The following is a 22229-nucleotide window of genomic DNA, read 5'->3' on the forward strand; positions in this document are numbered from 1 at the left end:
CGGGCGGACTGACTTTGTGCGCGTGATCAACGTCACCATTGCCCGCCATACCCGCATTTTGAGGCGGGGAGCGTTCGAAACGATGATGCGCTAGCCGGCCGTCTTGCCGTACTTGACCAGGTCCTGAGCGATGGACAGTTGCAGCGCTTCGGCCAGTTCGCGCGCGGCACGGTTCTCGGCGTCGATCTGCGCCCGGTATGCGGCGAATTCCTGACGCGGCCTGTCGAAGGACGAGGTGATCGAGCGCCTCCCGGACGCGATCTTCGCCCCGGTCTTGGCATCGCTCAGCGTGTAGTTGGCGGTCAGCGTCACGGAACCAGCGGTCGGCTCGTCTTCGTCGGTTCCGACCTGCACGAGTGCCGCGGATTCGACGGCTTCGCCCACGCCGAGAAAGAGCGAATAGGCCGGCGAGGCCGGTTCGCCAGCGCCTCGTCCAAATCCGAAGATCAAATTGTTGCGCACCTGCTGCCCGAAACGCGTGTTGACCGGCTTGATGCCGATCGACGCCAGTTCGGAATTGGCACTGCCGGTCGAGCTGGTCGACAACGGCTCGCTCGAATAGAGCGGCCGCACCGTGCAGGCCGAGGCCAGCGCAAGCGAGCCGAGCAGGCCAGCAAGCGCCACGCGGCGCAGCAAACGGCCCAGCTCTGTCTTTCGATCAGGCAACGACATTGACGATCCTCTGCGGCACGATGATCACCTTGCGCGGAGCCTTACCTTCGAGTGCTTTCTGCACGAAGTCGAGGGCCAATACCGCTTTTTCGACCGCACCTTGGTCCGCGTCGCGGGCAATTGTCAAATCCCCCCGCTTCTTGCCGTTGACCTGTACCGGATAGGTAACTTCGTTGTCGACGACCAGTGCCGGATCGAAGACCGGCCACGGCCGTTCGGCGACCAGATCGGTGCCGCCGAGCGTTTCCCAGCACTCCTCGGCCAGATGCGGCATGACCGGCGCGATCAGATGCACGAGTATCTCCACGGCCTGCCGGCAAGCGCCTTTCAGCGCCGCATCAGCCTTGCCTTCGGCCACATCGTTGAGCGGCGTGGTCAGCGCATTGGCCAGTTCGTAGATGCGGGCGATGGCGCGGTTGAAGGCGAGCTTTTCGATATCCTCGCCGACCGCCTTCAGGATCTTGTGCGCAGCTTTCGAAACCACTGCCGCCTCGCCGGCATTGGCCGCCACGGGCTCGATGCCGGCCAGCGTCTCGGCGGCCGTCGACACCAGGCGCCAGATGCGCTGGATGAAGCGATGCGCGCCGGCGGCGCCATCGTCGGTCCATTCGACATCGCGCTCGGGCGGTGAGTCCGACAGCATGAACCAGCGCGCCGTGTCGGCGCCGTAGCCGTCGGTGATGTCTTCCGGGCTCACCGTGTTCTTCTTCGACTTCGACATCTTTTCAAGCGGGCCGATCGTCACCGCCTCGCCGGTGGCGATGTCGATGGCGCGGCGCTTGCCGTCGTCGTCCTCCAGCCGCACTTCCGTAGGCGCCAGCCAGCGGCCATTCGACGCCGAGCCGACGCGATAGGTTTCGTGCACCACCATGCCTTGCGTGAACAGGCCCTTGAACGGCTCGGCCAGATCGACATGGCCGGTCTCGCGCATGGCGCGGGTGAAGAAGCGCGAATAGAGCAGATGCAGGATCGCGTGCTCGATGCCGCCAATATACTGGTCGACCGCCAGCCACTCATTGGCTGCCTTGGGATCGGTCGGCTCATACGCTCTAGGCGCCGTGAAGCGCGCGAAATACCACGACGAATCGACGAACGTATCCATCGTGTCGGTTTCACGACGCGCATCCTTGCCGCATTGCGGGCATTTGACATGGCGCCAGGTCGGATGGCGGTCGAGCGGATTGCCGGGCCGGTCGAAATCGACATCGTCGGGCAGCCTGACCGGCAGGTCGGCCTTCGGCACCGGCACCACGCCGCAATCCTCGCAATGGATCATCGGGATCGGGCAACCCCAATAGCGCTGGCGCGAAATGCCCCAGTCGCGCAGGCGGAAATTCACCTTGCGCTCGGCCATCGGCCGGTTGCCGATGGTGTTCTGCTCCAGCAGTTTCGCGACCTCGTCGAACGCCTGGTCCGGCTTCATGCCGTCGAGGAAGCGCGAATTGATCATGACGCCGTCGCCGACATAGGCTTCATCGATGATCTGGAAGCTGCCTGGATTCTCGCCTTCCGGCATCACCACCGGGATCGCCGGCAGGCCGTATTTGTTGGCGAAGTCGAGGTCGCGCTGATCGCCGGACGGACAGCCGAAGATGGCGCCGGTGCCGTATTCCATCAGCACGAAATTGGCGACATAGACCGGCAGCGTCCAGCTGTCGTCGAACGGGTGAACGACGCGGATGCCGGTGTCGAAGCCCTTCTTCTCAGCCGTCTCCAGGGCCGCCACCGAAGTCCCCATATGGCGGACCTCGTCGATGAACTTGGCCAGCGCCGGATTGGTCTCGGCAGCCTTCCTGGCCAGCGGGTGATCGGCGGCGACAGCCATGAAGGAGGCGCCGAAAATGGTGTCGGGCCTTGTCGTATAGACTTCCAGCTCATGCTCGCCGCCGATGGCGTCGGCCAGCGGCCAGCGAATCAGCAGGCCCTCGGAGCGGCCGATCCAGTTCTGCTGCATCAGCTTCACTTTTTCCGGCCATTCGGTGAGGCCGTCGAGCGAATCCAGCAGGTCCTGCGCGAAATCGGTGATCCTGAAGAACCACTGCGTCAGTTCGCGCTGTTCGACCAGCGCCCCCGAACGCCAGCCGCGTCCGTCGATGACCTGTTCGTTGGCGAGCACGGTCATGTCCTCCGGGTCCCAGTTGACCTTGGAGGATTTGCGCGTCACCAGCCCCTTCTCGACGAAATCGAGGAACAGCATCTGCTGACGGTGGTAGTAGTCGACATCGCAGGTGGCGAATTCGCGCGCCCAGTCCAGCGACAGGCCCATGACCTTGAGCTGCTCGCGCATGGTGGCGATGTTCTGGTAGGTCCATTCCTTGGGATGGACCTTGTTCTGCATAGCCGCGTTCTCGGCCGGCATGCCGAAGGCGTCCCAGCCCATCGGGTGCAGCACGTTGAAGCCCTTGGCCCGCTTGTAGCGCGCCACCACGTCACCCATCGTGTAGTTGCGGGTGTGGCCGATGTGGATGCGCCCCGACGGATAGGGGAACATTTCCAGCACGTAGTATTTCGGGCGCGGATCGTCATTGTGCGCTTCGAAAAGCTTCCTGGCGTCCCAGGCCTTCTGCCATTTGGGCTCTGACGCGCGCGGATTGTATCGTTCGGTTGCCATGGGACGTTTTTCACTTAAAAGCATGCGGACTGCGGGCGACAGCTCGGCAGTTCATTGGATATGGTCCGGGTGTTCACCATGGTTTGGCAAACCCGTCAACCATATGGGTCTCGCGTCGGTCAAAAACGCGGATCAAAACAGCGGGATTTGCATATGGGTGACGCCGTTCAGCAGTTTTTCGCGGTCAAGGCCAAGATCGCCGCCGCCGAGCGCGAAGCCGGCCGCGATCCTGGCGCGGTGACGCTGGTCGCGGTTTCCAAGACCTTTGACGCCGCTGACATAAGCCCGGTCATCGAGGCCGGCCAGCGCGTGTTCGGCGAAAACCGCGTGCAGGAGGCGCAAGGCAAATGGCCGGCGCTGAAGGAGGCTTTTGCCGACATCGAGCTGCATCTGATCGGTCCGCTGCAGTCGAACAAGGCAAAGGAGGCGGTGGCGCTGTTCGATGTCATCGAGACGGTCGATCGCGACAAGATCGCCGTCGAACTCGCCAGGGAGATCGCCAGACTGGGCCGCGCGCCGAAGCTCTATGTCCAGGTCAACACCGGCTCCGAGCCGCAGAAGGCCGGCATCGAACCGCGCGACGCGGTCGCCTTCGTCACCCGCTGCCGTGGTGTCCACGGCCTCGCCATCGAAGGCCTGATGTGCATCCCGCCGGCCGACGAGAACCCAGGCCCTCACTTCGCCTTGCTGGAGAAGCTTGCGCATGAGGCCGGCGTCACCAAACTGTCGATGGGCATGTCCAGCGACTACGAGACGGCGGTCGCGTTCGGCGCCACCAGCGTCCGAGTCGGCTCGGCGATATTCGGCAGCCGCTGACGCCACCGCCTTTGGGCCAATCTGTCATGCACGTTGTGCCAACACTAGAAACGAAACGTACCGTTCCTATTTGATTGGTGTCATCACCATTCTCCTGGAGCCTCCACCATGCGTTACAACCAGCTTGGAAATACGGGGATGTTCGTCTCCGAACTTTGCCTCGGCACCATGACCTTCGGCGCCGCCGGCGAAAACGCCCAATGGGGCCTGATCGCCAGCCTCGACCAGAAGGGCGTCAACGAGATCGTTGCGCGCTCGCTCGGCGCCGGCGTCAATTTCTTCGATACGGCCGACGTCTACTCGTTCGGTGAGTCTGAGCGGCTGCTCGGCCAGTCGCTGAGGGATCTCGGCGTCGACAGGCAGAAAGTGGTCATCGCCACCAAGGTGCATGGCGCCATGGGCGACGGTCCCAACCAGCGTGGCTCGTCACGCGGCCACATCATGGATTCGGTCGATGCCAGCCTCGAGCGGCTGCAGCTCGACCATATCGACCTCTATCAGCTGCACGGCACGGACATGGTCACGCCGATCGACGAAACGCTGCGGGCGCTCGACGATCTGGTTGCCAGCGGCAAGGTCCGCTATGTCGGCGTTTCCAACTGGCAGGCCTGGCGCATCGCCAAGGCGCTCGGCGTCGCCGACCGCAAGGGCTTTGCCCGTTTCGAGACCATCCAGTCCTATTATTCGATCGCGGGCCGCGATCTCGAGCGCGAAATCGTGCCGCTCATCAATGAGGAAAAGCTTGGCCTGATGGTATGGTCGCCGATGGCCGGAGGCCTGCTGTCCGGCAAATACGGCCTCGGCGCGCCCGGCAATGGCGAGGGCCGCCGTGCCTCCCTCAACTTTCCGCCGGTCAACGAGGAGCGCGCCTGGGCGGCCGTCGCCGTCATGCGCGAGATCGCTGGGAAGCACGATGTGAGCGTTGCCACGGTGGCGCTCGGCTATGTTCTGGCCAGGCCCTTCGTGATGAGCGTCATCATCGGCGCCAGCCGCATGGAGCAGATCGAACAGAACCTTGCCGCCACCCAGCTGAAGCTTGACAGCGACGATCTCGTCCGCCTCGACGAGGTCAGCGCCCTGCCGCCCGAATATCCCGGCTGGATGGTGGAGCGCCAGGCCGCCGGCCGCCGCCCGGCGCCGTTCACGCCGAAAGCCTAGCCGCCGCCAGCGCAGACATCTCGGGAGCCCATGGGCTCCCGAGAGCCGCCTCGCCTTAGGTCGGCCGCACGCTCTCGCCAAGGAAATCGAGAAAGGCCCGCACCCGCGCCGGCAGATGCCGGCCCTGGCCGACATAGACGGCGTGGGTGGCCTCCTCGTCGCCCGGATTGAAATCCTCGAGCAACCGCACCAGCCGGCCGGCCGCGATATCGGCTGCCACGTGCCAGCGCGCCAGCCGGGCAATGCCCGCGCCCGCCAGTGCCATCAGCCGCATCGCCTCGCCATCGCTGACCAGCGTGTTGCCGGTGATCGGAACCATGATGGCGTTGCCAGCCGCGTCACGGAATGGCCAGCCGTCGAGATGCCGCACGAAACCGAAGCCCATGCGGTTGTGCCTGTCGAGATCGGCCGGTGTTAGCGGCGTGCCATGCATCTGGAGGTAGGAAGGTGCTGCAACGACCGCCACCGGGCTTTGCCCGAGCTTGCGCGCCACCAGCCGCGATTCGCCGAGCGGCCCGGCGCGGATGGCGACATCGGCGCGTTCCGCCATCAGGTCGATGACACTGTCGGTCAGCACCAGATCGACCGAAATCTCGGGGTAACGTTCGAGGAAGCGCGGCAGAAGAGGGATCAGCCGATGCACCCCGAACGGAACGTAGGAGTTGACGCGCAACCGCCCGCGTGGCGCCGCCCCCGCCGCGGCTTCCTGCTCGGCCGCCGCCATGTCGGCCAGGATGCGCAGGCCGCTGTCGTAGAACGCGGTGCCTTCCGGCGTCAGTTGCAGTTTTCGCGTCGAACGGCTGACCAGCCGAGCGCCAAGCCGGGCCTCCAGCCGCGCGATCAGCTTGCTGACCGCCGACGGCGTCATGCGCAACGCGCGTGCCGCAGAAGAGAAACTACCTTCCTCGACGACGCGCACGAACACTTCGATCTCGCCGGAGCGATTGATGTCGGGCCTGGCCATCTGTGAATCTATTTCACAGAAAATGTGCCCGGCGCAAGTCTGGTTCACAATGCATGGCGACACAATCTTTCGGGTCGGGGCGCGGGACGGCGCTCTTCCTCATTGAAGTGGAAATCGCCATGCCTCTTGCTCTTTACGCCCTCGCCGCCGGCGCCTTCGGCATTGGCGTCACCGAATTCGTCATCATGGGCCTGCTGCTCGACGTCAGTAAGGATCTCGGCGTCTCGATCTCGGCCGCCGGCCAGCTCATTTCGGGCTATGCGCTCGGCGTCGTCATCGGCGCGCCCTTGCTGACCATCGCCACCGGCAACTGGCCGCGCAAGACCGTGCTTCTGGCGCTGATGGCGATCTTCACGCTTGGCAATCTCGCCTGTGCGCTAGCGCCCGACTATTGGACGCTGATGGGCGCCCGCGTCATCACCGCTTTTGCCCATGGCACCTTCTTCGGTGTCGGTTCGGTGGTCGCCACCGGGCTGGTCGCACCCAACAAGAAGGCCTCGGCGATCGCACTGATGTTCACCGGCCTGACCATCGCCAACATCCTCGGCGTGCCCTTCGGCACCTGGCTCGGCCAGGCCTTTGGCTGGCGGGCGACCTTCTGGGCGGTAACCGTGGTTGGCCTGGCGGCCTTCGCCGTCATCCTGGCTCTGGTGCCACGCAGCCAGATGGCGCCCGAAAAGAGCGACCTGCGCGCCGACCTCGCCGTGCTGCGCCGCACGCCCGTGCTGCTCGGCCTCGCCACCACCGTGCTCGGCTATGCCGGCGTCTTCGCCGTCTTCACCTACATTGCTCCGTTGCTGACCCAGATCAGCGGTTTTGGCGAAGCCGCCGTGTCGCCAATCCTGCTCGTCTTCGGCGGCGGTCTCATCGCCGGCAATCTCGCCGGCGGCAAGGTCGCCGATCGCTGGCTGGTGCCGGCCGTGCTGGGCAGCCTCGTGGTGCTGGCCCTGGTGCTCGCAACCATGACCTTCGCCATCCACAGCCAGGTAATGGCCGTGATCTATGTCGGCCTGCTGGGTGCCGCCGCTTTCGGCACCGTGGCGCCGCTGCAGATGTGGGTGCTGGAAAAGGCGCAAGGTGCGGGCCAAAGCCTTGCCTCTTCCTTCAACATCGCCGCCTTCAATCTTGGCAACGCCGCCGGCGCCTGGCTTGGCGGCGCGGTGATCGCCCAGGGCCTCGGCTTGGGTTCGCTCACCTGGATCGCCGCCCTGCTGCCGCTCACCGCACTCGCCGTGGCGGGACTGGCACTGCGTCTCGATCGCAGCCCTACGATCGGCGAGCCTGTCTCGGTCCGCTCGTAACGCCGGCAAAACCGGATCGCCTTCGACATCCCTTTCCAAATCACCAGGAGCCACGAAAATGGACTATCGACGTCTCGGTGCATCGGGCCTGAAAGTGCCCGCACTCTCATTTGGCGCGGGAACCTTTGGCGGCTCCGGCCCGCTGTTCGGCGCCTGGGGCAACAGCGACGCCAGGGAAGCGCGGCGGCTGGTCGACATCTGCCTCGAAGCCGGCGTCAATCTGTTCGACACCGCCGACGTCTACTCGAACGGCGCGTCGGAAGAAGTGCTTGGCGAAGCGATAAAAGGACGCCGCGATGCGGTGCTCATCTCCACCAAGACCGCGCTGCCGATGGGCGACGGACCGGCCGACTACGGCTCGTCGCGTTCGCGGCTGATCAAATCCGTGGACGATGCGCTGAGGCGGCTCGGCACCGATTACATCGACCTGCTGCAGCTGCATGCCTTCGATGCCGGCACGCCGATCGAGGAGGTGCTGTCGACGCTGGACGAGCTGGTGCGCTCGGGCAAGCTTCGCTATGTCGGCGTCTCCAACTTCTCCGGCTGGCAAGTGATGAAGTCGCTGGCGCAAGCCGACAGGCACGGCTACCCGCGCTATGTCGCCCACCAGGTCTACTATTCGCTGGTCGGCCGCGACTATGAGTGGGAGCTGATGCCGCTTGGCCTCGACCAGGGCGTCGGCGCGCTGGTGTGGAGCCCGCTCGGCTGGGGCCGCCTGACCGGCAAGATCCGCCGGGGAGCAAAACTGCCGGACAAGAGCCGGCTGCACGACACCGCCAGCTTCGGCCCACCGGTCGAGGACGAGCATCTCTACCGGGTCATGGATGCCCTCGACGCGGTGGCCGAAGAAACCGGCAAGACGGTGCCGCAGATCGCCATCAACTGGCTGCTACAGCGCCCGACCGTATCCTCGGTCATCATCGGCGCCCGCAACGAAGAACAACTGCGCCAAAATCTCGGCGCCATCGGCTGGACGTTGACGCCGGAGCAGATCGGGAAACTCGACGCGGCAAGCGAAGTCACCGCGCCCTACCCATATTTCCCCTATCGCCGCCAGGAAGGTTTCGCCCGGCTGAACCCGCCGGCGGTTTAACACATCAACCGTTCGGGATCGGGGTGTGTCGAGATTCAGGTCAGGCCGAGTCGAGAATGGTGGCTTCCGAGAACCGGAGCGGAGCGTGCGTAAAGTACGTGAGCACCGGAAGCGCAGGTATCAGCCATTCGCAGGCCGGCCTCACCTGAATATCGGCACACCTAATGCAGCACGAACTCGCCGTCGACCTTGCGCCATTCGTTCGGCGCGATCAGCTTCTGATGCGTGTAGACAACCGAATGCAGGGGGCCGTCGAGCCTCGTCTTCCAGAATTCGATGAACCGGATCAGCACCGGAAACTTCGGAGCGATGTCGTAGTCCTGCCAGATGTAGCTCTGCAGCAGATGCGGATGATCGGGAAAATGGTAAAGAATCTTGGCCGTGGTCAGGCCATATCCCCTAAGCATCAGGTCCATTTCGGAATGGTCGTGCATTGCAGTCCCCCTTGGACGGTCCCTTGGTTGAGTCTCCGTTCCTCCCAACGCTGGATTGTGCGCGCTGTTGCTTAACTGTCTATTGATTTTTCCTGATCAAGAACGGGTTTTCCGCGCGAAAACATGCAGTTAGCAGCGGCATCGCCTGAGTGCTGACAGTCGGCGCAAGTCTGTCTGCGGCATCCCGCCGCGCAAACCCAATGTCTAATATTGCCGTAACGGAGGAACTGGTAATAATGCCGCCGAATTCGCGGCCGCGTCGCCGCGATCCCGCCGGCGTTTCAAGCCGGCGGATTGGTTCGGGAGGAAAGCAAGGAATGTCCGAGGTTCATGTCCATCGCGTCCAGCCGGCGTGGAAGAAAAACGCACTGATCGACAATGACACCTACCTGAAATGGTATGCCGACAGCGTCATGAACCCGGACAAGTTCTGGGGCAAGCACGGCAAGCGCATCGACTGGTTCAAGCCCTTCAGCAAGGTCAAGAACACCTCTTTCGACGGCAAGGTCTCGATCAAGTGGTTCGAGGATGGGCTGACCAACGTCTCGTACAACTGCATCGACCGCCACCTGAAGAAGCGCGGCGACCAGACCGCCATCATCTGGGAAGGCGACAATCCCTACGACGACAAGAAGATCACCTATAACGAGCTTTACGAGCATGTCTGCCGGCTCGCCAATGTGATGAAAAAGCACGGCGTCAAGAAGGGCGACCGCGTCACCATCTACATGCCGATGATCCCGGAGGCGGCGTATGCGATGCTTGCCTGCACGCGCATCGGCGCCATCCACTCGATCGTCTTCGGCGGCTTTTCGCCCGACGCGCTCGCCGGCCGCATCGTCGACTGCGAATCGACCTTCGTCATCACCGCCGACGAAGGCCTTCGCGGCGGCAAGGCCATCCCGCTGAAGGAGAACACCGACAAGGCGATCGATATCGCCGCCAAGAATTTCGTCATGGTCAACAAGGTTGTCGTCGTGCGCCGCACTGGCGGCAAGGTCGGCTGGGCGCCGGGCCGCGACGTCTGGTACCATGACGAAGTCGCTTCGGTGAAAGCCGAATGCAAGCCAGAGAAGATGAAGGCCGAGGATCCCCTGTTCATCCTCTACACCTCGGGCTCGACCGGCAAGCCGAAAGGCGTGCTGCACACCACCGCCGGCTATCTCGTCTATGCTTCGATGACGCACCAATATGTCTTCGATTACCATGACGGCGACATCTACTGGTGCACCGCCGATGTCGGCTGGGTCACCGGCCACAGCTACATCGTCTACGGGCCGCTCGCCAACGGCGCCACCACGCTGATGTTCGAAGGCGTGCCGAACTATCCGTCGCAGTCCCGCTTCTGGGAAGTCATCGACAAGCACAAGGTCAACATCTTCTACACCGCGCCGACGGCATTGCGCGCGCTGATGGGCGCCGGCGATGCGCATGTCACCAGGACATCGCGCAAGTCGCTGCGCGTGCTGGGTTCGGTCGGCGAGCCGATCAATCCGGAAGCCTGGGAGTGGTATTTCAACGTCGTCGGCAACGGCAAGGTGCCGATCGTCGACACCTGGTGGCAGACCGAGACCGGCGGCATCCTGATCACCCCGCTGCCCGGCGCCACCGACCTCAAGGCAGGTTCGGCGACGCGGCCTTTCTTCGGCGTCAAGCCGCAGCTGGTCGACGGCGAAGGCAAGGTGCTGGAGGGCGCGGCCGACGGCAATCTGTGCATCACCGATTCCTGGCCGGGCCAGATGCGCACCGTCTATGGCGACCACGAGCGCTTCGTGCAGACCTATTTCTCGACCTACAAGGGCAAGTACTTCACCGGCGACGGCTGCCGCCGCGATGCCGACGGCTATTACTGGATCACCGGCCGCGTCGACGACGTCATCAATGTCTCCGGCCACCGCATGGGCACGGCGGAAGTCGAATCCGCGCTGGTCAGCCACGACAAGGTTTCGGAAGCGGCCGTCGTCGGCTACCCCCACGACATCAAGGGCCAGGGCATCTACTGCTACGTCACGCTGATGGCCGGCGAACAGACTGGCGAGGAATTGCGCAAGGAACTGATTGCCCATGTCCGCAAGGAGATCGGCGCCATCGCTTCGCCCGACAAGATCCAGTTCGCGCCCGGCCTGCCCAAGACACGCTCGGGCAAGATCATGCGCCGCATCCTGCGCAAGATCGCCGAGGACGATTTTTCGACCCTCGGCGACACCTCGACACTCGCCGATCCGGCCGTCGTCGAGGACCTGATCGCCAACCGGCAGAACAAGAAAAGCTGATGCAATCGACAGTCGCGGTGGGTTCGGTCACCGAGCTTTGGCGCTACCCGGCGAGTTCACTCGCCGGCGAACGCTTGGACGCGATTTCGGTGGATCAGGAAAGCATCGACGGCGACCGCATGTTCGGTCTCGTCGATGCCACCGACAACGAAATCGCGCGGCCCGACCGCGATGCGAAATGGCACAAAGTGCCGCGCATCAAGACCCGGTTGTCGCCAACCCGCGAACTGGAGGTTGCCATTCCGGACGGCGACTGGCTGGCGGCACCGGGAGCCGAAAGCGATCGCGCCGTTTCCGCCTATCTCGGCTTCGCGGCCTCGATCCGGCCGTTTCGGAGGGAACACGCGGCGCCCGGCTATTCCGGACCGTTGACCGCCGAGCGTTACCGCAAGGCCCCGATCCACCTTTTGACCACGGCTTCGCTGGCACGGCTGAAGGCGTTGCACCCCGAAGGCGTCCCTGATCCGCGCCGCTTCCGCCCCAACATCGTCGTCGACATGGCGCCGGTCGAAGGATCGTTCCCGGAGACGGAATGGATCGGCCGCAAGCTGGCGATCGGCGATCTGCTCTTGACCATCTCCGAGCCCTGCCGCCGCTGCGGCTTCACCATCATCGCCCAGGATGGTTTCGACCACGACCCGGCCATCCTGCGCAATCTGGTCCGCCACAACGCGCACAATCTCGGCGTCTACTGCACGGTCGATCGACCGGCCCGCGTCGAAATCGGCGCTGCGATGCGATTCGTCTGATCACCGGTAGAGATCCGCCCGCGTCGGCGGCAAGCCGCTCGATCCCCGCGCACGCTTGGTGACGACGGTCTGGAAAATCTGCGCCGAGGCGCGTTCGAAGGTGATCGAACAGCCCGTCAGGTAAAGCAGCCATAGGCGTGCCTTGGCTTCGCCGACCTCGGCGATCGCCTCATCGAACCGGTCGTGCAGACGTTCCGCCCAAAGCCTGCAGGTGCGGGCATAGTGTTCACGCAGGTTTTCGACGTCATAGACGAGAAAACCATGCGCCTCGAGATTGCCGAGCGTCATGCCTATGGTGTCGACCTCGCCGCCGGGAAATATGTATTTGATCAACGCCTTGTATTCCGCGCCCTTGCGCAGCGTCTTCTTCGCGCTACCCTTGCCGCGTCGGGTGATGGCATGGTGCAGGTAGATGCCGCCTGGCTTGAGCAAGCGATGGATGGTCGAGAAATAGGTGCCGTGGTTGGCGAGGCCGACGGCCTCGAACATGCCGATCGACGAGATCTTGTCGTAGCTGCCGCTCAGTTCCGTATAGGATTTTATGTCGATGGTGATCCGATCATCGAGACCTTCGGCGCGGATGCGCTCGCGTGCCAGTCGGGTCTGCTCCTCCGACAAAGAGACCCCATGGCCGATGGCGCCATAGTGCTTGGCGGCATGGATCAGCATCGCACCCCAGCCGCAGCCGATGTCGAGCAGCCGGTCGCCTGGCTTCAGCCTGAGTTTGCGGCAGATATGGTCGAGCTTATCCTGCTGCGCCTGGTCGATGCCGTTGGCGAAATCGGTGAAATAGGCGCAGGTGTAGACCATGCGTTCATCCAGGAAGAGCCCGTAGAACGCGTTCGAAATATCGTAATGATGCTCGATCGCCTGCTTGTTCGAACCGCTGACGAAGGGGTTGCGGCCGGCAAGATCGGCCCGGCGCGTCATCTGCTTTCGCGAGAACAGGACTGCGGGCAGATCGCGCAGGATCGCCAGCTTCGGCAACGCCTTCAACCTCAGCTTGCCCTGTGAGGGCAAGGCGTAGAGATCGAACAGCGACCCGTCCTCCACGTCGATCGTCTTGGAAATCCACATCTCGAGCAGCGTCGAAAAATTTGGCCGGCGCGCCAATTGCCAGACGATGTCCTGGTCGTTGATGGCCAGCACCGGACCGTCGGCGGGACCGATCCGCTCGCCGGTCCACAATCTGACGGCAAAGCCCGGCTTCAGCGTTTCAACAACCGTTCGAACGATCCGCGCGGCCTTGTCGGTGGCGTCCATGCTTCCTCCCCGAAGCCAGAGCGCCAATGTTGTCCGTTTGCCCCCGGATCGCAAGCCACCCCGTCTGGCCATGTCCGGAAAGACACACACCCGGCTTTTTGAGGGTGACGCCTTGCCATTTGCCAAATCAGACCCCATCATCTCAGTGTGTTCAACAAATCGAAAGGAGGTGATCCGATGTCGAGTGATTTCGTTTTCCAGAACGTGGCCTCAGCGGATTGCACTTTCGGGAAGCAGACTTCCCGTTAAGGCGCGAGATGCGCGGTAGGTGACCTCACGGGTCACCGCCATTGGCCGCGCCACGGACGGAAACACGGAAGGCCGCCGGCTTCGAGAGAAGCGGCGGCCTTTTCCTTTTGGACAAATAACCCGCGGACCTGTCCGCTGCTCAACGGCTCATTTGGTGACGGTGATCTTCTCGATGTTCTGGACGATGTCGTCGAACGCCTGCTTCAATTCCGCACCTGTCGCTGCCTCGTAGTAGTGCTTCAGCGACGACGTGTCCGCTGTGGAGCAGTCCCGGAGCACGCTTTTTGCCTGGTCCCGTTCGGTCGCCGTCATGTTTGGATCGTTCAGATCGAAGCCGATCGTGAAGATCTCGATGCCGACGCGCTTCATGTCGTCGCAAATGCCTTCGGCATTGTCGCGCGACATCTGGCCGGCATTCTGTGATTTTGGCGCGCCGCGCTCGCCGGCGAAGGCTGTGTTGAACTGGCCGTCCGTCATCAGGATGGCGACCTTGGCGACTTTCCTCTTATCGAAATTGGCGGGACCCGCACCCAGCCCGGCGTTGACGATGGTCGAGCGCCAAGAGGGTGAAAGCATGTAATAGCCCCACTGCGCGGCGATACCGCCGGCGGTCACGCCAGCCGCGCTGAAATCATCGATCGTGTCGAGCAGTCTGTCTTCGTCGGCCGACAGCGGGATGAGTTCCGGCGTCGGGCAGGTTCTCATGTGATCGTCCCGATTGATTTTGGCCAGGTACTCCTTGCCGTTGCTGTCCCACCGCGACGTGGAAGGTCCGTCGGACGAAGTGTCGGCATAGCCATCCTTGTCCTTGCGTTCGGTGGCGCATTTGTCGGGCGCTGGTATCACCGACACCGAAACCGGAGCATCCAAGGGTGGCGGCAGGTCCGGCCCACCCTTCTCCTCGACGAAGACACTGTCAGCAAGACCGCCAGTGTTCACAGCTTCGGCGTAGGGAACAATCGCGACACGCACACGCGGATTTCTCGGATCGATGTTGTTGTCCAGCAGATCCTTGACAGCCCCGGAGGCGGCAATCTGCAGGTCGCCGATCTTGTTGGTCTTGGCCCAGATGTTCGGCCCCATCGACCCGGTCACATCGAGCATCATCGCCACTTCGATGGTCTTGTCCGAGTAGAGCGCCGTTGTGGAAGCGGCGACGCGCTTTGTGCCACCCATGTTGAACATCGGGAAATACAGGGCGACATCGACATGGGCGTCCGCCTGGACGGTCTTGGCGGTCCTGCTGACAATCAGCCTGTCGAGCACGATCTGGTCGGCCTGCAGGATGCCTGCCTGGCTGTTGGCATCGAGAAAGGCCTGCACCGATCTGTTGGCATCGGCTTCCCTGATGACGCCGGTCGTCAGGTCGCGAGCCGTCGACGTGACCGCAGCGTCGACCACGCCCTGCAGGCTCGATCTGGCATTGTAGAGCTGCGTTACGTTGACGGAAAAACCAACAGCCAGCGCCAAGACCGAAGCGGTCAGGCCGAACAGGACCGCGAAATTTCCATCGCGATGCCTGGCGAAGACGCCAGCCGCGTGAACAAGACCCCCGAAATTCCGCATCCTGCAGCCCCCACTCGCCTCGGCCTCGTCGCCGCAGGAAGGACAATGCAGGATTCCGGCCGGTTAACGCCGGTAAGGGACAGAAGTCCAGCCGCTCGCCAACAACCTATTGTTTTTGTTAGGTTGAGAGCTGCGCAAAGGTGAATGACTGGTAAATAGAAAAATACTCTTCCGGCTTCGTTTACCAGCCGCTTACCATGATTGAGCCAAGGGATCACGCAATGCCCGATGACGTCCTGTTGCGGCACAGGGCTTCTGTGCCGAAGCGGACCAGCTGTTAGAAACCGCAGGGCGTCAAACTTGCCGGATCACATGCCCGGCTACCGAGAGATCAGGCCAGCATCTGCGCGCTGACCGTCCTGTCGATGGCATGATAGGGCGGATTGAACAAATTGCCTTCCTGTTCGTAGGTCCACACCTTGAACAGGCTGAGCCGATGCGGGCCGAAGCTGTGCAGCAGCGGCACGTCGGTAGCGTCGCGGCCGCGCGCGATGACGACGCGGCCGACCCTCGGCGTGTTGTGACGAGGATCGAATGCGTACCATTTGCCGTCGAGGAACGCTTCCATCCACGCCGAGAAATCCATCGGCGCCGGATCGGCCGGCACGCCGATGTCGCCGAGATAGCCGTTCACATAGCGCGCCGGAATGTTCATGCAGCGGCAGAGCGTTATAGCCAGATGAGCGAAGTCGCGGCAGACGCCGACGCGCTCGTCATGCGCCTGTGCCGCGGTGCGGGTCGAACGCGCGTAGCCGTAGCCGAACGAGAGCCGGTTGTGGACATAGTCGACGATCGCTTGCACCCGCGCCCAACCCGAGGGGACATGGCCGAAAAGCTGCCATGCCAGGCCGCTGAGGTGATCGGTCTCGCAATAGCGGCTGCCGAGGAGATAGCCGAGCACCTCGTCGGGCAGTTCCGCCACCGGCACTTCCCTGGCCAGCGTGTTGACTTCGTCGGTCTCGCCGCTGTCCTCGACGACCGCGTCATAAAGGATGCGAAAACCGCCAGCGGGCGCGGTGAAGCGGCGGCAGCCATTGCCGTAGAGATCGTGGTAGAGCCTGGTCGACACCGCAGGCGACGTCAGCACCCGCGTCTGCCGCTTTATGTCGGCCTGCCTGTCCCTGTGGATCTCGAGCAGCGAAATCACCGGGGTGGCCGCGGTGCACTCAATGGCGATTTCGTAGCCGAGCCGGATCAGCATCGCAGTCCCCATTCGATCGTCGTGGAAAACAGTTTTGTTCAAACGCGAGAGGACGGACTGTGGTTCCCTGGGACTATCGAAAAGGTGGCCCTCGTGCCTTCCCTTACCGACGCCGCGACGTTAGGTTCGGCGACCGCCATAAGCGCTCCCCCAATTCAAGGAAAACCATGTTCGCAGGCAAGAAATTCGCGGCCTTCCTCTTCGATATGGATGGCACGCTGCTCAATTCGACCGCGGCCGCGGAACGCGTCTGGAGCAATTGGGCGATGGGGCACGGCCTCGACGTGGCGACTTTCCTCCCAACGATGCATGGCAGGCGCGCCATCGAGACCGTCCGCCGGCTGGCACTTYCCGGTATCGACCCACAGCACGAGGCGAACGAGATTACACGGGCCGAAATCGCCGATGTCGAAGGGGTCAATGCCATCGCCGGCGCCGCGGCATTCCTGGGTGAGCTGCCGCCGGATCGCTGGGCCATCGTAACATCATCGCCGCTCGCGCTTGCGCTGGTGCGGATCGAAGCGGCGGGCATCCCGCGTCCGGCGACAATGGTCACGGCGGAAGACGTGGTTCACGGCAAGCCTGCTCCCGACTGCTTCCTGTTGGCGGCCGAACGGCTTGGCTTCGACGCCCACGACTGCGTGGTTTTCGAGGACGCAACGCCCGGCATCCAGGCGGGCGAGGCGGCCGGCGCCACGGTGGTGGTGATCACCGTGACGCATCAGCACAAGATGGCGACGCCGCACGAAACCATTTTTGACTACAGCAACCTGACGGCGGTCACCGACGCCCAGGGCCAGCTTGGTCTGGAGCAGATTCGAAGCGCGGCGGCTTCCTGAAGCGCGTCGCGTTGARACSGATTCAAGCRACGCGCTTTAGGCCTTCTTGTTGTGCATGTCGTTRTCGCAAAACCGAGGTCACTTTTGCGCATTAGAAATCGCTGGTCAGGCCTTTGACCTCCCAGTCGCCGTAGCGGCCGGGTTCCTTGCCGCCACGGCCGCCGATTTCCTTCGGCGCCGCGGCTTCCTTCTCCAGATATTTCACGCGCCTTGCATCGGCTTCCGCGAGCGCACGGCTGGCCTCCGGCGTCAGCGCCTTTGGCTGGACGTCATGGCCAAGGTCGGCATCGGTTTTACTGGTCTCGTCGTTCATGCGATATTTCCGGCGGATTGAAACAGGAACTGGCGTTTCCCATCATATAGCGATGACCTCGCAACGATCGACCCCTTTTCACCGCCACAGGGACAGGAGCAGACGATGAACACACTTCGCACCGCCATGCTGCTTGCCGCGATGACGGCACTGTTCATGGGCGTTGGCTTTCTGATCGGCGGATCGGGCGGCATGATGATCGCGCTGGTCTTTGCCGCCGGCACCAATCTGTTCAGCTACTGGAACGCCGACAAGATGGTGCTGTCGATGAACCGCGCCGTTGAAGTCGACGAAAAGAACGCGCCCGAATACTACGCCATCGTTCAGTCACTGGCCCAACAGGCCGGCCTGCCGATGCCGAAGACCTACCTGATCGACAATCCGCAGCCGAACGCTTTCGCCACCGGTCGCAACCCGCAGAATGCGGCCGTCGCCGCCTCCACTGGACTGCTGCAGAGGCTGAGCCATGAAGAAGTCGCCGCGGTGATGGCGCATGAACTCGCCCATGTGCAGCACCGCGACACGCTGACCATGACCATCGTCGCCACCTTTGCCGGGGCCATCTCGATGCTCGGAAATTTCGCCTTCTTCCTTGGCGGCAACCGCGACAACAATCCGTTCGGCTTTGTCGGCGTGCTGGCGGCGATGATCGTAGCGCCCTTTGCGGCGATGATCGTGCAGATGGCGGTCAGCCGCACCCGCGAATACGAGGCCGATCGGCGCGGTGCCGAAATCTGTGGACACCCGCTCTGGCTGGCGTCCGCCCTTGACAAGATCGCTCGCGGCGCCGAACGCATTCCCAACCCCGATGCCGAGCGCAATCCGGCAATGGCGCATCTCTTCATCATCAATCCTCTTTCCGGCGAGCGCATGGACAGTCTGTTTTCCACCCACCCGAGCACCGAAAACCGCATCGCCGCCTTGCAGGCGATGGCGCGCCAGATGGAAGGCAGCGACACAAGGGGCGCACCACGCCAGGCGCCGATGCCGCAACAGGCGGACGAACAGCGGCCATCGGGCCCATGGGACCAGGCAGCGCGGCCTGAACAGCCGGCGGAACCGGCCGCACCGAAGCCCAATCCGTGGGGGCGCAACCCGACCGGGCCCAAAGGCCGGTGGTCGTGAGCGTGGCGGGCAGAGGACCTCGACGCACAGTTTCAGGCGATCAGGAACACAAGGATGGCGGCGACTTCGTTGCCGGTCTCGCCGCCCGCAAGGCGGCGGCGCGCCTGCTTGCCGCCGTCATCGACGCCAGGACGCCGCTCGACGGGCTGACCGACCACGAGAACGGCCACCCGCAGTACAGAGCGCTCGACTTGCGCGATCGCGGCCTGGTGCGTGCCATCCTGGTCACCGCACTGCGCTATCGCATGACCATCACCGGGTTGCTGGCGCGCCGGCTGGAAAAGCCACTGCCGCCCAACGCCACCGCCCTGTCGCACATATTGCACGTGGCGGCGGCACAGATCCTGTTCCTCGACATTCCCGACAGCGCCGCCGTCGACCTGGCGGTGACCCACGCCAAATCAGATCCGCGCACGGTGCGTTTTTCCGGCCTGGTCAACGGCGTGCTGCGCACGCTCGCGCGCGCCAAGGAAACGGAGTTGCCTGCCGCGCTTGCCGCCACCGACGAAGCGCCCAAATGGTTCTCCGACAGGCTGAAGGCTTCCTACGGCAATGAAAAGGCCCGGCAGATTCTCGCAGCACATCGGCACGAAGCGCCGGTCGATTTCTCAGTCAAGGCCGATCCCGAACTATGGGCCGAGCGGCTCGGCGGCATCGTCCTGCCGACCGGCACAATTCGGGTGGAAAAGCTTGCCGGGCCCGTCACCGAATTGCCCGGCTTTGCCGACGGCGCCTGGTGGGTCCAGGACGCCGCCGCCAGCCTGCCGGCGCGGCTGTTCGGCGATGTCAGGGGACTTCGCGTTGCCGATCTCTGCGCCGCTCCCGGCGGCAAGACCGCGCAGCTCATTCTCGCCGGCGCCAAGGTCACCGCCGTCGACACGTCGAAGAACCGGCTGGTGCGGCTGACGCAAAATCTCGACCGCCTCGGCCTGTCCGCCGACATCGTCCAGGCCGACCTCACCAAATACGAGCCGAAGGAATTGTTCGACGCCGTGCTCCTCGACGCGCCCTGCTCGTCGACCGGCACGGTGCGGCGACATCCCGACGTGCCATGGACCAAGACGGCGGCCGATGTCGAAAAGCTCGCCGACCTGCAACGCAGGCTGCTCGCCCGCGCCGTCACGCTGGTAAAACCCGGCGGCAGGATCGTCTTTTCCAACTGTTCGCTCGACCCGCTCGAGGGCGAAGACCTCTATCGCGCCTTTCTGGCCGGGACGGCTGAAATAGCCGACGATCCGCTGCGGCAAGGCCAGATCGCCGGCATCGACCCGTTCCTGACGCCGCAAGGCACATTGCGCACCACGCCCGCCGATCTGGACCTCGGCGCGCCGGAACGCTCGGGCCTCGACGGCTTCTTCGCCGCCCGCATGCGCAGAGCCGGCTAAATATTTAACCGCCGGGATTTGCTGACTTTTTTAGGGAGAGTCGCGGGCGGGACCGGGTGAGCCGGCGCCGTCCGATGGAATTCGCCTTCGCACGAGTCGTGCAATCATGTAAACTTGCGCCGGGGTAGAGGACGATCAGGAGGGGTTTTGGCACTTGCTGCCAGCAACACGACGCGTCTGTGGACGCTTGTCGCGAAGGAGTTCTGGCGCAAGACGCGCCGGCGCTTGCGTGCCGGGCCGATCTATCGTTGGCGCTATTCCGGCCGCACGCCCGAACGTGTGCTGATCGCACCGCCGGACCTGCGTCTGGCCGACCCGCAGATCGCGCTCGAGATCTACTACGGCCGTTATCCCCTGTCGGGGCATCTGGTCGAGACCGGCGGCAAATCGCCCTTCCAGATCAACGTGCCCAACCACGGCTGGCAAAAGACGCTGCACGGCTTTCGCTGGCTGCGCCACATGCGCGCCGCCGGCACCGAGCTCGCCGCCGCCAACGCCCGCGCGCTGGTCTCCGACTGGATCACCATCCATGGCAGCCATATTTCCGGCATTGCCTGGGAGCCCGGCACGACGGCCAAGCGCATCATCGCCTGGCTGCAGCATTCCTCGGTCGTGCTGCAGGGCGCCGAATTCCCCTTCTACCGCGCCTTCCTGAAGACGCTTGCCGTCCAGATCCGCTACCTCAGGTCGATGGCGCGCGAAATGCCGGATGGCAAGGACAGGCTGCGCGCCCGCATCGCGCTGGCCTTCGCCGCCCTGTCCTTGCCGGCGCCGGCATCGGCGCTGCGCGGCGCCACCCGCAACCTCGCCGCGGAGCTCGACCGCCAGATCCTTGCCGATGGCGGTCACATTTCGCGCAATCCGATGGTCGTCCTGGAAATCCTCGCCGACCTTTTGCCGTTGCGCCAGACCTATGCCAACCAGGCCGAAACGCCGCCGCAGGCCCTCATCGGCGCCATCGACCGCATGCTGCCGGCGCTGCGCTTCTTCCGTCATCAGGACGGCAGCCTCGCCCGCTTCAACGGCATGGGCGCCACCATCCACGATCGCATCGCCACCATCCTGCGTCACGACGACACCGCCGGCTCGCCGCTGCTGCATGCCCCGCATTCCGGCTACGAGCGCCTGTCGATGGGCGGCGTCACCGTCATCGCCGACACCGGCCTGCCGCCGCCGGTCGACGTGTCCAACGCCGCGCACGCCGGCTGCCTCGCCTTCGAACTGTCGTCCGGCCGCCAGCACTACATCGTCAACGCCGGCATCGACACCTATGGCGTCGCCGAGTTCCGGCCGCTGGCGCGCGCCACCGCCGCGCACTCGACCGCCACCATCAACGATACCTCGTCGGCACGCTTCAGCCATTCGTTGCGTGTCAACGACCTGCTCGGCTCGCCATTGATCGGCGGGCCGCAACAGGTGCAGTGCAAGCGCACCGACCAGAAAGGAATTCAAGGCTTCATCGCCCGCCATGACGGCTATGTCCCCCGCTTCGGCTTCCTGCATGAGCGCGAGCTGAAACTGTCGCAGAACGGCAACGTGCTGGCCGGCAGGGACCGCTTTCTGCGGCCCGGCAATGCGGCGATCCGCAACAATGGCCGCGACTTCGTCACCATCCGCTTCCACGTCCATCCCGACGTCAACCTGCTGCAGGACGAACACGATCGGCTGGTCCTGGCCGGCGATCAGGCCGACACTTGGGTGTTCACCTCCAGCGAAGTGGTGCCGGAGGTCGAGGAATCGATCTATTTCGCCGGCCTTGGCGGCCCGCGCCGCAGCCGCCAGATCGTGCTTGCCTTCAAAGCCTCGGACGTCGCCGAAGTCCATTGGCAGCTGACACGCACCAGCATCGCCGGCTATCCCGAGAACAACTGATCTGGCGCGCGAAAACAGTCGGCTCGCTCAAGCCTGTTGCGAGATACCGAAGGCGTCATAGGTGATGAGCGATGGCGGGCCGGCGAAGGCGAAGCGGATCTTGTCGACCATCGCCGCCGCTTGGCCGCTGCGGTCATAGCGCTCTGCGTCCTCGACGGTGCTCCATATGGTGATTGCCATGAAAGTGTCGCGCGCTTGATGCTGCTGCAGCAGCACCGCGCTGATATTGCCGTTTGCGGCGCGGATAGCGGGGATCGCCTCGGTTTCATAGATCGCGCGCAATTGCTCCGTCGTTTCCGGCAACGCTGTGAACTGGCCAATACGGACAAATGCCATCAGTTTCCT

The 22229-nt window shown here is 63.7% G+C and carries 19 protein-coding genes; 10 read left to right on the plus strand and 9 right to left on the minus strand.

Translation table 11 applies throughout. The annotated features are described in order from the left end of the window. Positions 1-90 precede the first annotated feature (90 nt). Positions 91-672 carry an LPS assembly lipoprotein LptE gene (gene lptE, locus AC1D0I_RS16980; RefSeq protein ID WP_477227629.1) on the minus strand — a complete coding sequence of 194 codons (582 nt, stop codon included), beginning with the start codon at positions 670-672 and terminating at the stop codon, positions 91-93. Continuing rightward, positions 659-3283, minus strand: coding sequence for a leucine--tRNA ligase (gene leuS, locus AC1D0I_RS16985; protein ID WP_477396513.1), 2625 nt, complete (start codon positions 3281-3283; stop codon positions 659-661). The genes lptE and leuS overlap by 14 nt, the downstream gene beginning before the upstream one ends. Before the next feature lie 153 nt (positions 3284-3436). Between leuS and AC1D0I_RS16990 the strand changes: the two genes are divergently transcribed. Together AC1D0I_RS16990 and AC1D0I_RS16995 are read left to right on the plus strand one after the other, a co-directional pair. Next, the gene (locus tag AC1D0I_RS16990; protein ID WP_477396514.1) at positions 3437-4099 is read left to right on the plus strand and encodes a YggS family pyridoxal phosphate-dependent enzyme; all 663 of its coding nucleotides are present in this window, start codon (positions 3437-3439) and stop codon (positions 4097-4099) included. Between the two features lie 108 nt (positions 4100-4207). Beyond that, positions 4208-5257 (plus strand): aldo/keto reductase, encoded by a 1050-nt coding sequence (locus AC1D0I_RS16995; protein ID WP_477396516.1) that lies wholly within the window; start codon positions 4208-4210, stop codon positions 5255-5257. A 55-nt stretch (positions 5258-5312) separates the two neighbouring features. Here the strand turns inward: AC1D0I_RS16995 and AC1D0I_RS17000 are convergent, their stop codons facing one another. Continuing rightward, positions 5313-6221: a LysR family transcriptional regulator gene (locus tag AC1D0I_RS17000; protein ID WP_477396518.1), complete on the minus strand. Its 909-nt coding sequence runs from the start codon at positions 6219-6221 to the stop codon at positions 5313-5315. Positions 6222-6340: 119 nt separating this feature from the next. Here AC1D0I_RS17000 and AC1D0I_RS17005 point away from each other — a divergent pair, with 119 nt between their 5' ends. Both AC1D0I_RS17005 and AC1D0I_RS17010 read left to right on the plus strand, forming a co-directional pair. Further along, positions 6341-7522 carry an MFS transporter gene (locus AC1D0I_RS17005; RefSeq protein WP_477396520.1) on the plus strand — a complete coding sequence of 394 codons (1182 nt, stop codon included), beginning with the start codon at positions 6341-6343 and terminating at the stop codon, positions 7520-7522. Between the two features lie 58 nt (positions 7523-7580). Continuing rightward, the gene (locus AC1D0I_RS17010) at positions 7581-8615 is read left to right on the plus strand and encodes an aldo/keto reductase (protein WP_477396522.1); all 1035 of its coding nucleotides are present in this window, start codon (positions 7581-7583) and stop codon (positions 8613-8615) included. A 161-nt stretch (positions 8616-8776) separates the two neighbouring features. On the opposite strand, the gene AC1D0I_RS17015 is transcribed toward AC1D0I_RS17010, so the two are convergent. Continuing rightward, positions 8777-9049 carry an usg protein gene (locus tag AC1D0I_RS17015; protein WP_457150557.1) on the minus strand — a complete coding sequence of 91 codons (273 nt, stop codon included), beginning with the start codon at positions 9047-9049 and terminating at the stop codon, positions 8777-8779. A 317-nt stretch (positions 9050-9366) separates the two neighbouring features. On the opposite strand from AC1D0I_RS17015, the gene acs reads away from it, so the two are divergent. Both acs and AC1D0I_RS17025 read left to right on the plus strand, forming a co-directional pair. After that, positions 9367-11322: an acetate--CoA ligase gene (acs, locus tag AC1D0I_RS17020; protein WP_477396524.1), complete on the plus strand. Its 1956-nt coding sequence runs from the start codon at positions 9367-9369 to the stop codon at positions 11320-11322. Next, positions 11322-12071, plus strand: coding sequence for an MOSC domain-containing protein (locus AC1D0I_RS17025; protein ID WP_477396526.1), 750 nt, complete (start codon positions 11322-11324; stop codon positions 12069-12071). Before acs ends, AC1D0I_RS17025 begins: the two co-directional genes overlap by 1 nt. On the opposite strand, the gene AC1D0I_RS17030 is transcribed toward AC1D0I_RS17025, so the two are convergent. From AC1D0I_RS17030 to AC1D0I_RS17040, 3 genes are all read right to left on the minus strand, one after another. Next, the gene (locus AC1D0I_RS17030) at positions 12072-13334 is read right to left on the minus strand and encodes a class I SAM-dependent methyltransferase (RefSeq protein WP_477396528.1); all 1263 of its coding nucleotides are present in this window, start codon (positions 13332-13334) and stop codon (positions 12072-12074) included. It lies immediately after the preceding gene. Positions 13335-13730: 396 nt separating this feature from the next. Further along, positions 13731-15149: a TadE/TadG family type IV pilus assembly protein gene (locus AC1D0I_RS17035; protein ID WP_477227619.1), complete on the minus strand. Its 1419-nt coding sequence runs from the start codon at positions 15147-15149 to the stop codon at positions 13731-13733. A 331-nt stretch (positions 15150-15480) separates the two neighbouring features. Then, complete coding sequence (locus AC1D0I_RS17040) at positions 15481-16350, minus strand: transglutaminase-like domain-containing protein (RefSeq protein ID WP_477396560.1); 870 nt, start codon at positions 16348-16350, stop codon at positions 15481-15483. A gap of 167 nt (positions 16351-16517) precedes the next feature. Here AC1D0I_RS17040 and AC1D0I_RS17045 point away from each other — a divergent pair, with 167 nt between their 5' ends. Further along, positions 16518-17189 (plus strand): HAD family hydrolase, encoded by a 672-nt coding sequence (locus tag AC1D0I_RS17045; RefSeq protein WP_477396530.1) that lies wholly within the window; start codon positions 16518-16520, stop codon positions 17187-17189. 91 nt (positions 17190-17280) lie between these two features. On the opposite strand, the gene AC1D0I_RS17050 is transcribed toward AC1D0I_RS17045, so the two are convergent. Next, a complete protein-coding gene (locus AC1D0I_RS17050; RefSeq protein WP_477396531.1) occupies positions 17281-17502 on the minus strand; it encodes a DUF1674 domain-containing protein in 222 nt (73 codons plus the stop codon). A 105-nt stretch (positions 17503-17607) separates the two neighbouring features. On the opposite strand from AC1D0I_RS17050, the gene htpX reads away from it, so the two are divergent. From htpX to AC1D0I_RS17065, 3 genes are all read left to right on the plus strand, one after another. Continuing rightward, positions 17608-18627, plus strand: a complete 1020-nt coding sequence (gene htpX, locus AC1D0I_RS17055; protein ID WP_477396533.1) for a zinc metalloprotease HtpX — start codon at positions 17608-17610, stop codon at positions 18625-18627. Beyond that, the gene (locus AC1D0I_RS17060; RefSeq protein WP_477396535.1) at positions 18624-20012 is read left to right on the plus strand and encodes an RsmB/NOP family class I SAM-dependent RNA methyltransferase; all 1389 of its coding nucleotides are present in this window, start codon (positions 18624-18626) and stop codon (positions 20010-20012) included. Before htpX ends, AC1D0I_RS17060 begins: the two co-directional genes overlap by 4 nt. 147 nt (positions 20013-20159) lie before the next feature. Then, positions 20160-21884 carry a heparinase II/III family protein gene (locus tag AC1D0I_RS17065; RefSeq protein WP_095084153.1) on the plus strand — a complete coding sequence of 575 codons (1725 nt, stop codon included), beginning with the start codon at positions 20160-20162 and terminating at the stop codon, positions 21882-21884. Between the two features lie 27 nt (positions 21885-21911). Here the strand turns inward: AC1D0I_RS17065 and AC1D0I_RS17070 are convergent, their stop codons facing one another. Beyond that, positions 21912-22220: a putative quinol monooxygenase gene (locus tag AC1D0I_RS17070; protein WP_477396537.1), complete on the minus strand. Its 309-nt coding sequence runs from the start codon at positions 22218-22220 to the stop codon at positions 21912-21914. Positions 22221-22229: the final 9 nt, after the last annotated feature.

Source organism: Mesorhizobium sp. P2_D1, assembly GCF_056404455.1.

What these genes read in the sequence shown, in the direction of transcription:
- lptE (WP_477227629.1), bottom strand. Translation starts at nt 672, where the DNA reads ATGTCGTTGCCTGATCGAAAGACAGAGCTGGGCCGTTTGCTGCGCCGC.
- leuS (WP_477396513.1), bottom strand. Translation starts at nt 3,283, where the DNA reads ATGGCAACCGAACGATACAATCCGCGCGCGTCAGAGCCCAAATGGCAG.
- AC1D0I_RS16990 (WP_477396514.1), top strand. Translation starts at nt 3,437, where the DNA reads ATGGGTGACGCCGTTCAGCAGTTTTTCGCGGTCAAGGCCAAGATCGCC.
- AC1D0I_RS16995 (WP_477396516.1), top strand. Translation starts at nt 4,208, where the DNA reads ATGCGTTACAACCAGCTTGGAAATACGGGGATGTTCGTCTCCGAACTT.
- AC1D0I_RS17000 (WP_477396518.1), bottom strand. Translation starts at nt 6,221, where the DNA reads ATGGCCAGGCCCGACATCAATCGCTCCGGCGAGATCGAAGTGTTCGTG.
- AC1D0I_RS17005 (WP_477396520.1), top strand. Translation starts at nt 6,341, where the DNA reads ATGCCTCTTGCTCTTTACGCCCTCGCCGCCGGCGCCTTCGGCATTGGC.
- AC1D0I_RS17010 (WP_477396522.1), top strand. Translation starts at nt 7,581, where the DNA reads ATGGACTATCGACGTCTCGGTGCATCGGGCCTGAAAGTGCCCGCACTC.
- AC1D0I_RS17015 (WP_457150557.1), bottom strand. Translation starts at nt 9,049, where the DNA reads ATGCACGACCATTCCGAAATGGACCTGATGCTTAGGGGATATGGCCTG.
- acs (WP_477396524.1), top strand. Translation starts at nt 9,367, where the DNA reads ATGTCCGAGGTTCATGTCCATCGCGTCCAGCCGGCGTGGAAGAAAAAC.
- AC1D0I_RS17025 (WP_477396526.1), top strand. Translation starts at nt 11,322, where the DNA reads ATGCAATCGACAGTCGCGGTGGGTTCGGTCACCGAGCTTTGGCGCTAC.
- AC1D0I_RS17030 (WP_477396528.1), bottom strand. Translation starts at nt 13,334, where the DNA reads ATGGACGCCACCGACAAGGCCGCGCGGATCGTTCGAACGGTTGTTGAA.
- AC1D0I_RS17035 (WP_477227619.1), bottom strand. Translation starts at nt 15,149, where the DNA reads ATGCGGAATTTCGGGGGTCTTGTTCACGCGGCTGGCGTCTTCGCCAGG.
- AC1D0I_RS17040 (WP_477396560.1), bottom strand. Translation starts at nt 16,350, where the DNA reads ATGCTGATCCGGCTCGGCTACGAAATCGCCATTGAGTGCACCGCGGCC.
- AC1D0I_RS17050 (WP_477396531.1), bottom strand. Translation starts at nt 17,502, where the DNA reads ATGAACGACGAGACCAGTAAAACCGATGCCGACCTTGGCCATGACGTC.
- htpX (WP_477396533.1), top strand. Translation starts at nt 17,608, where the DNA reads ATGAACACACTTCGCACCGCCATGCTGCTTGCCGCGATGACGGCACTG.
- AC1D0I_RS17070 (WP_477396537.1), bottom strand. Translation starts at nt 22,220, where the DNA reads ATGGCATTTGTCCGTATTGGCCAGTTCACAGCGTTGCCGGAAACGACG.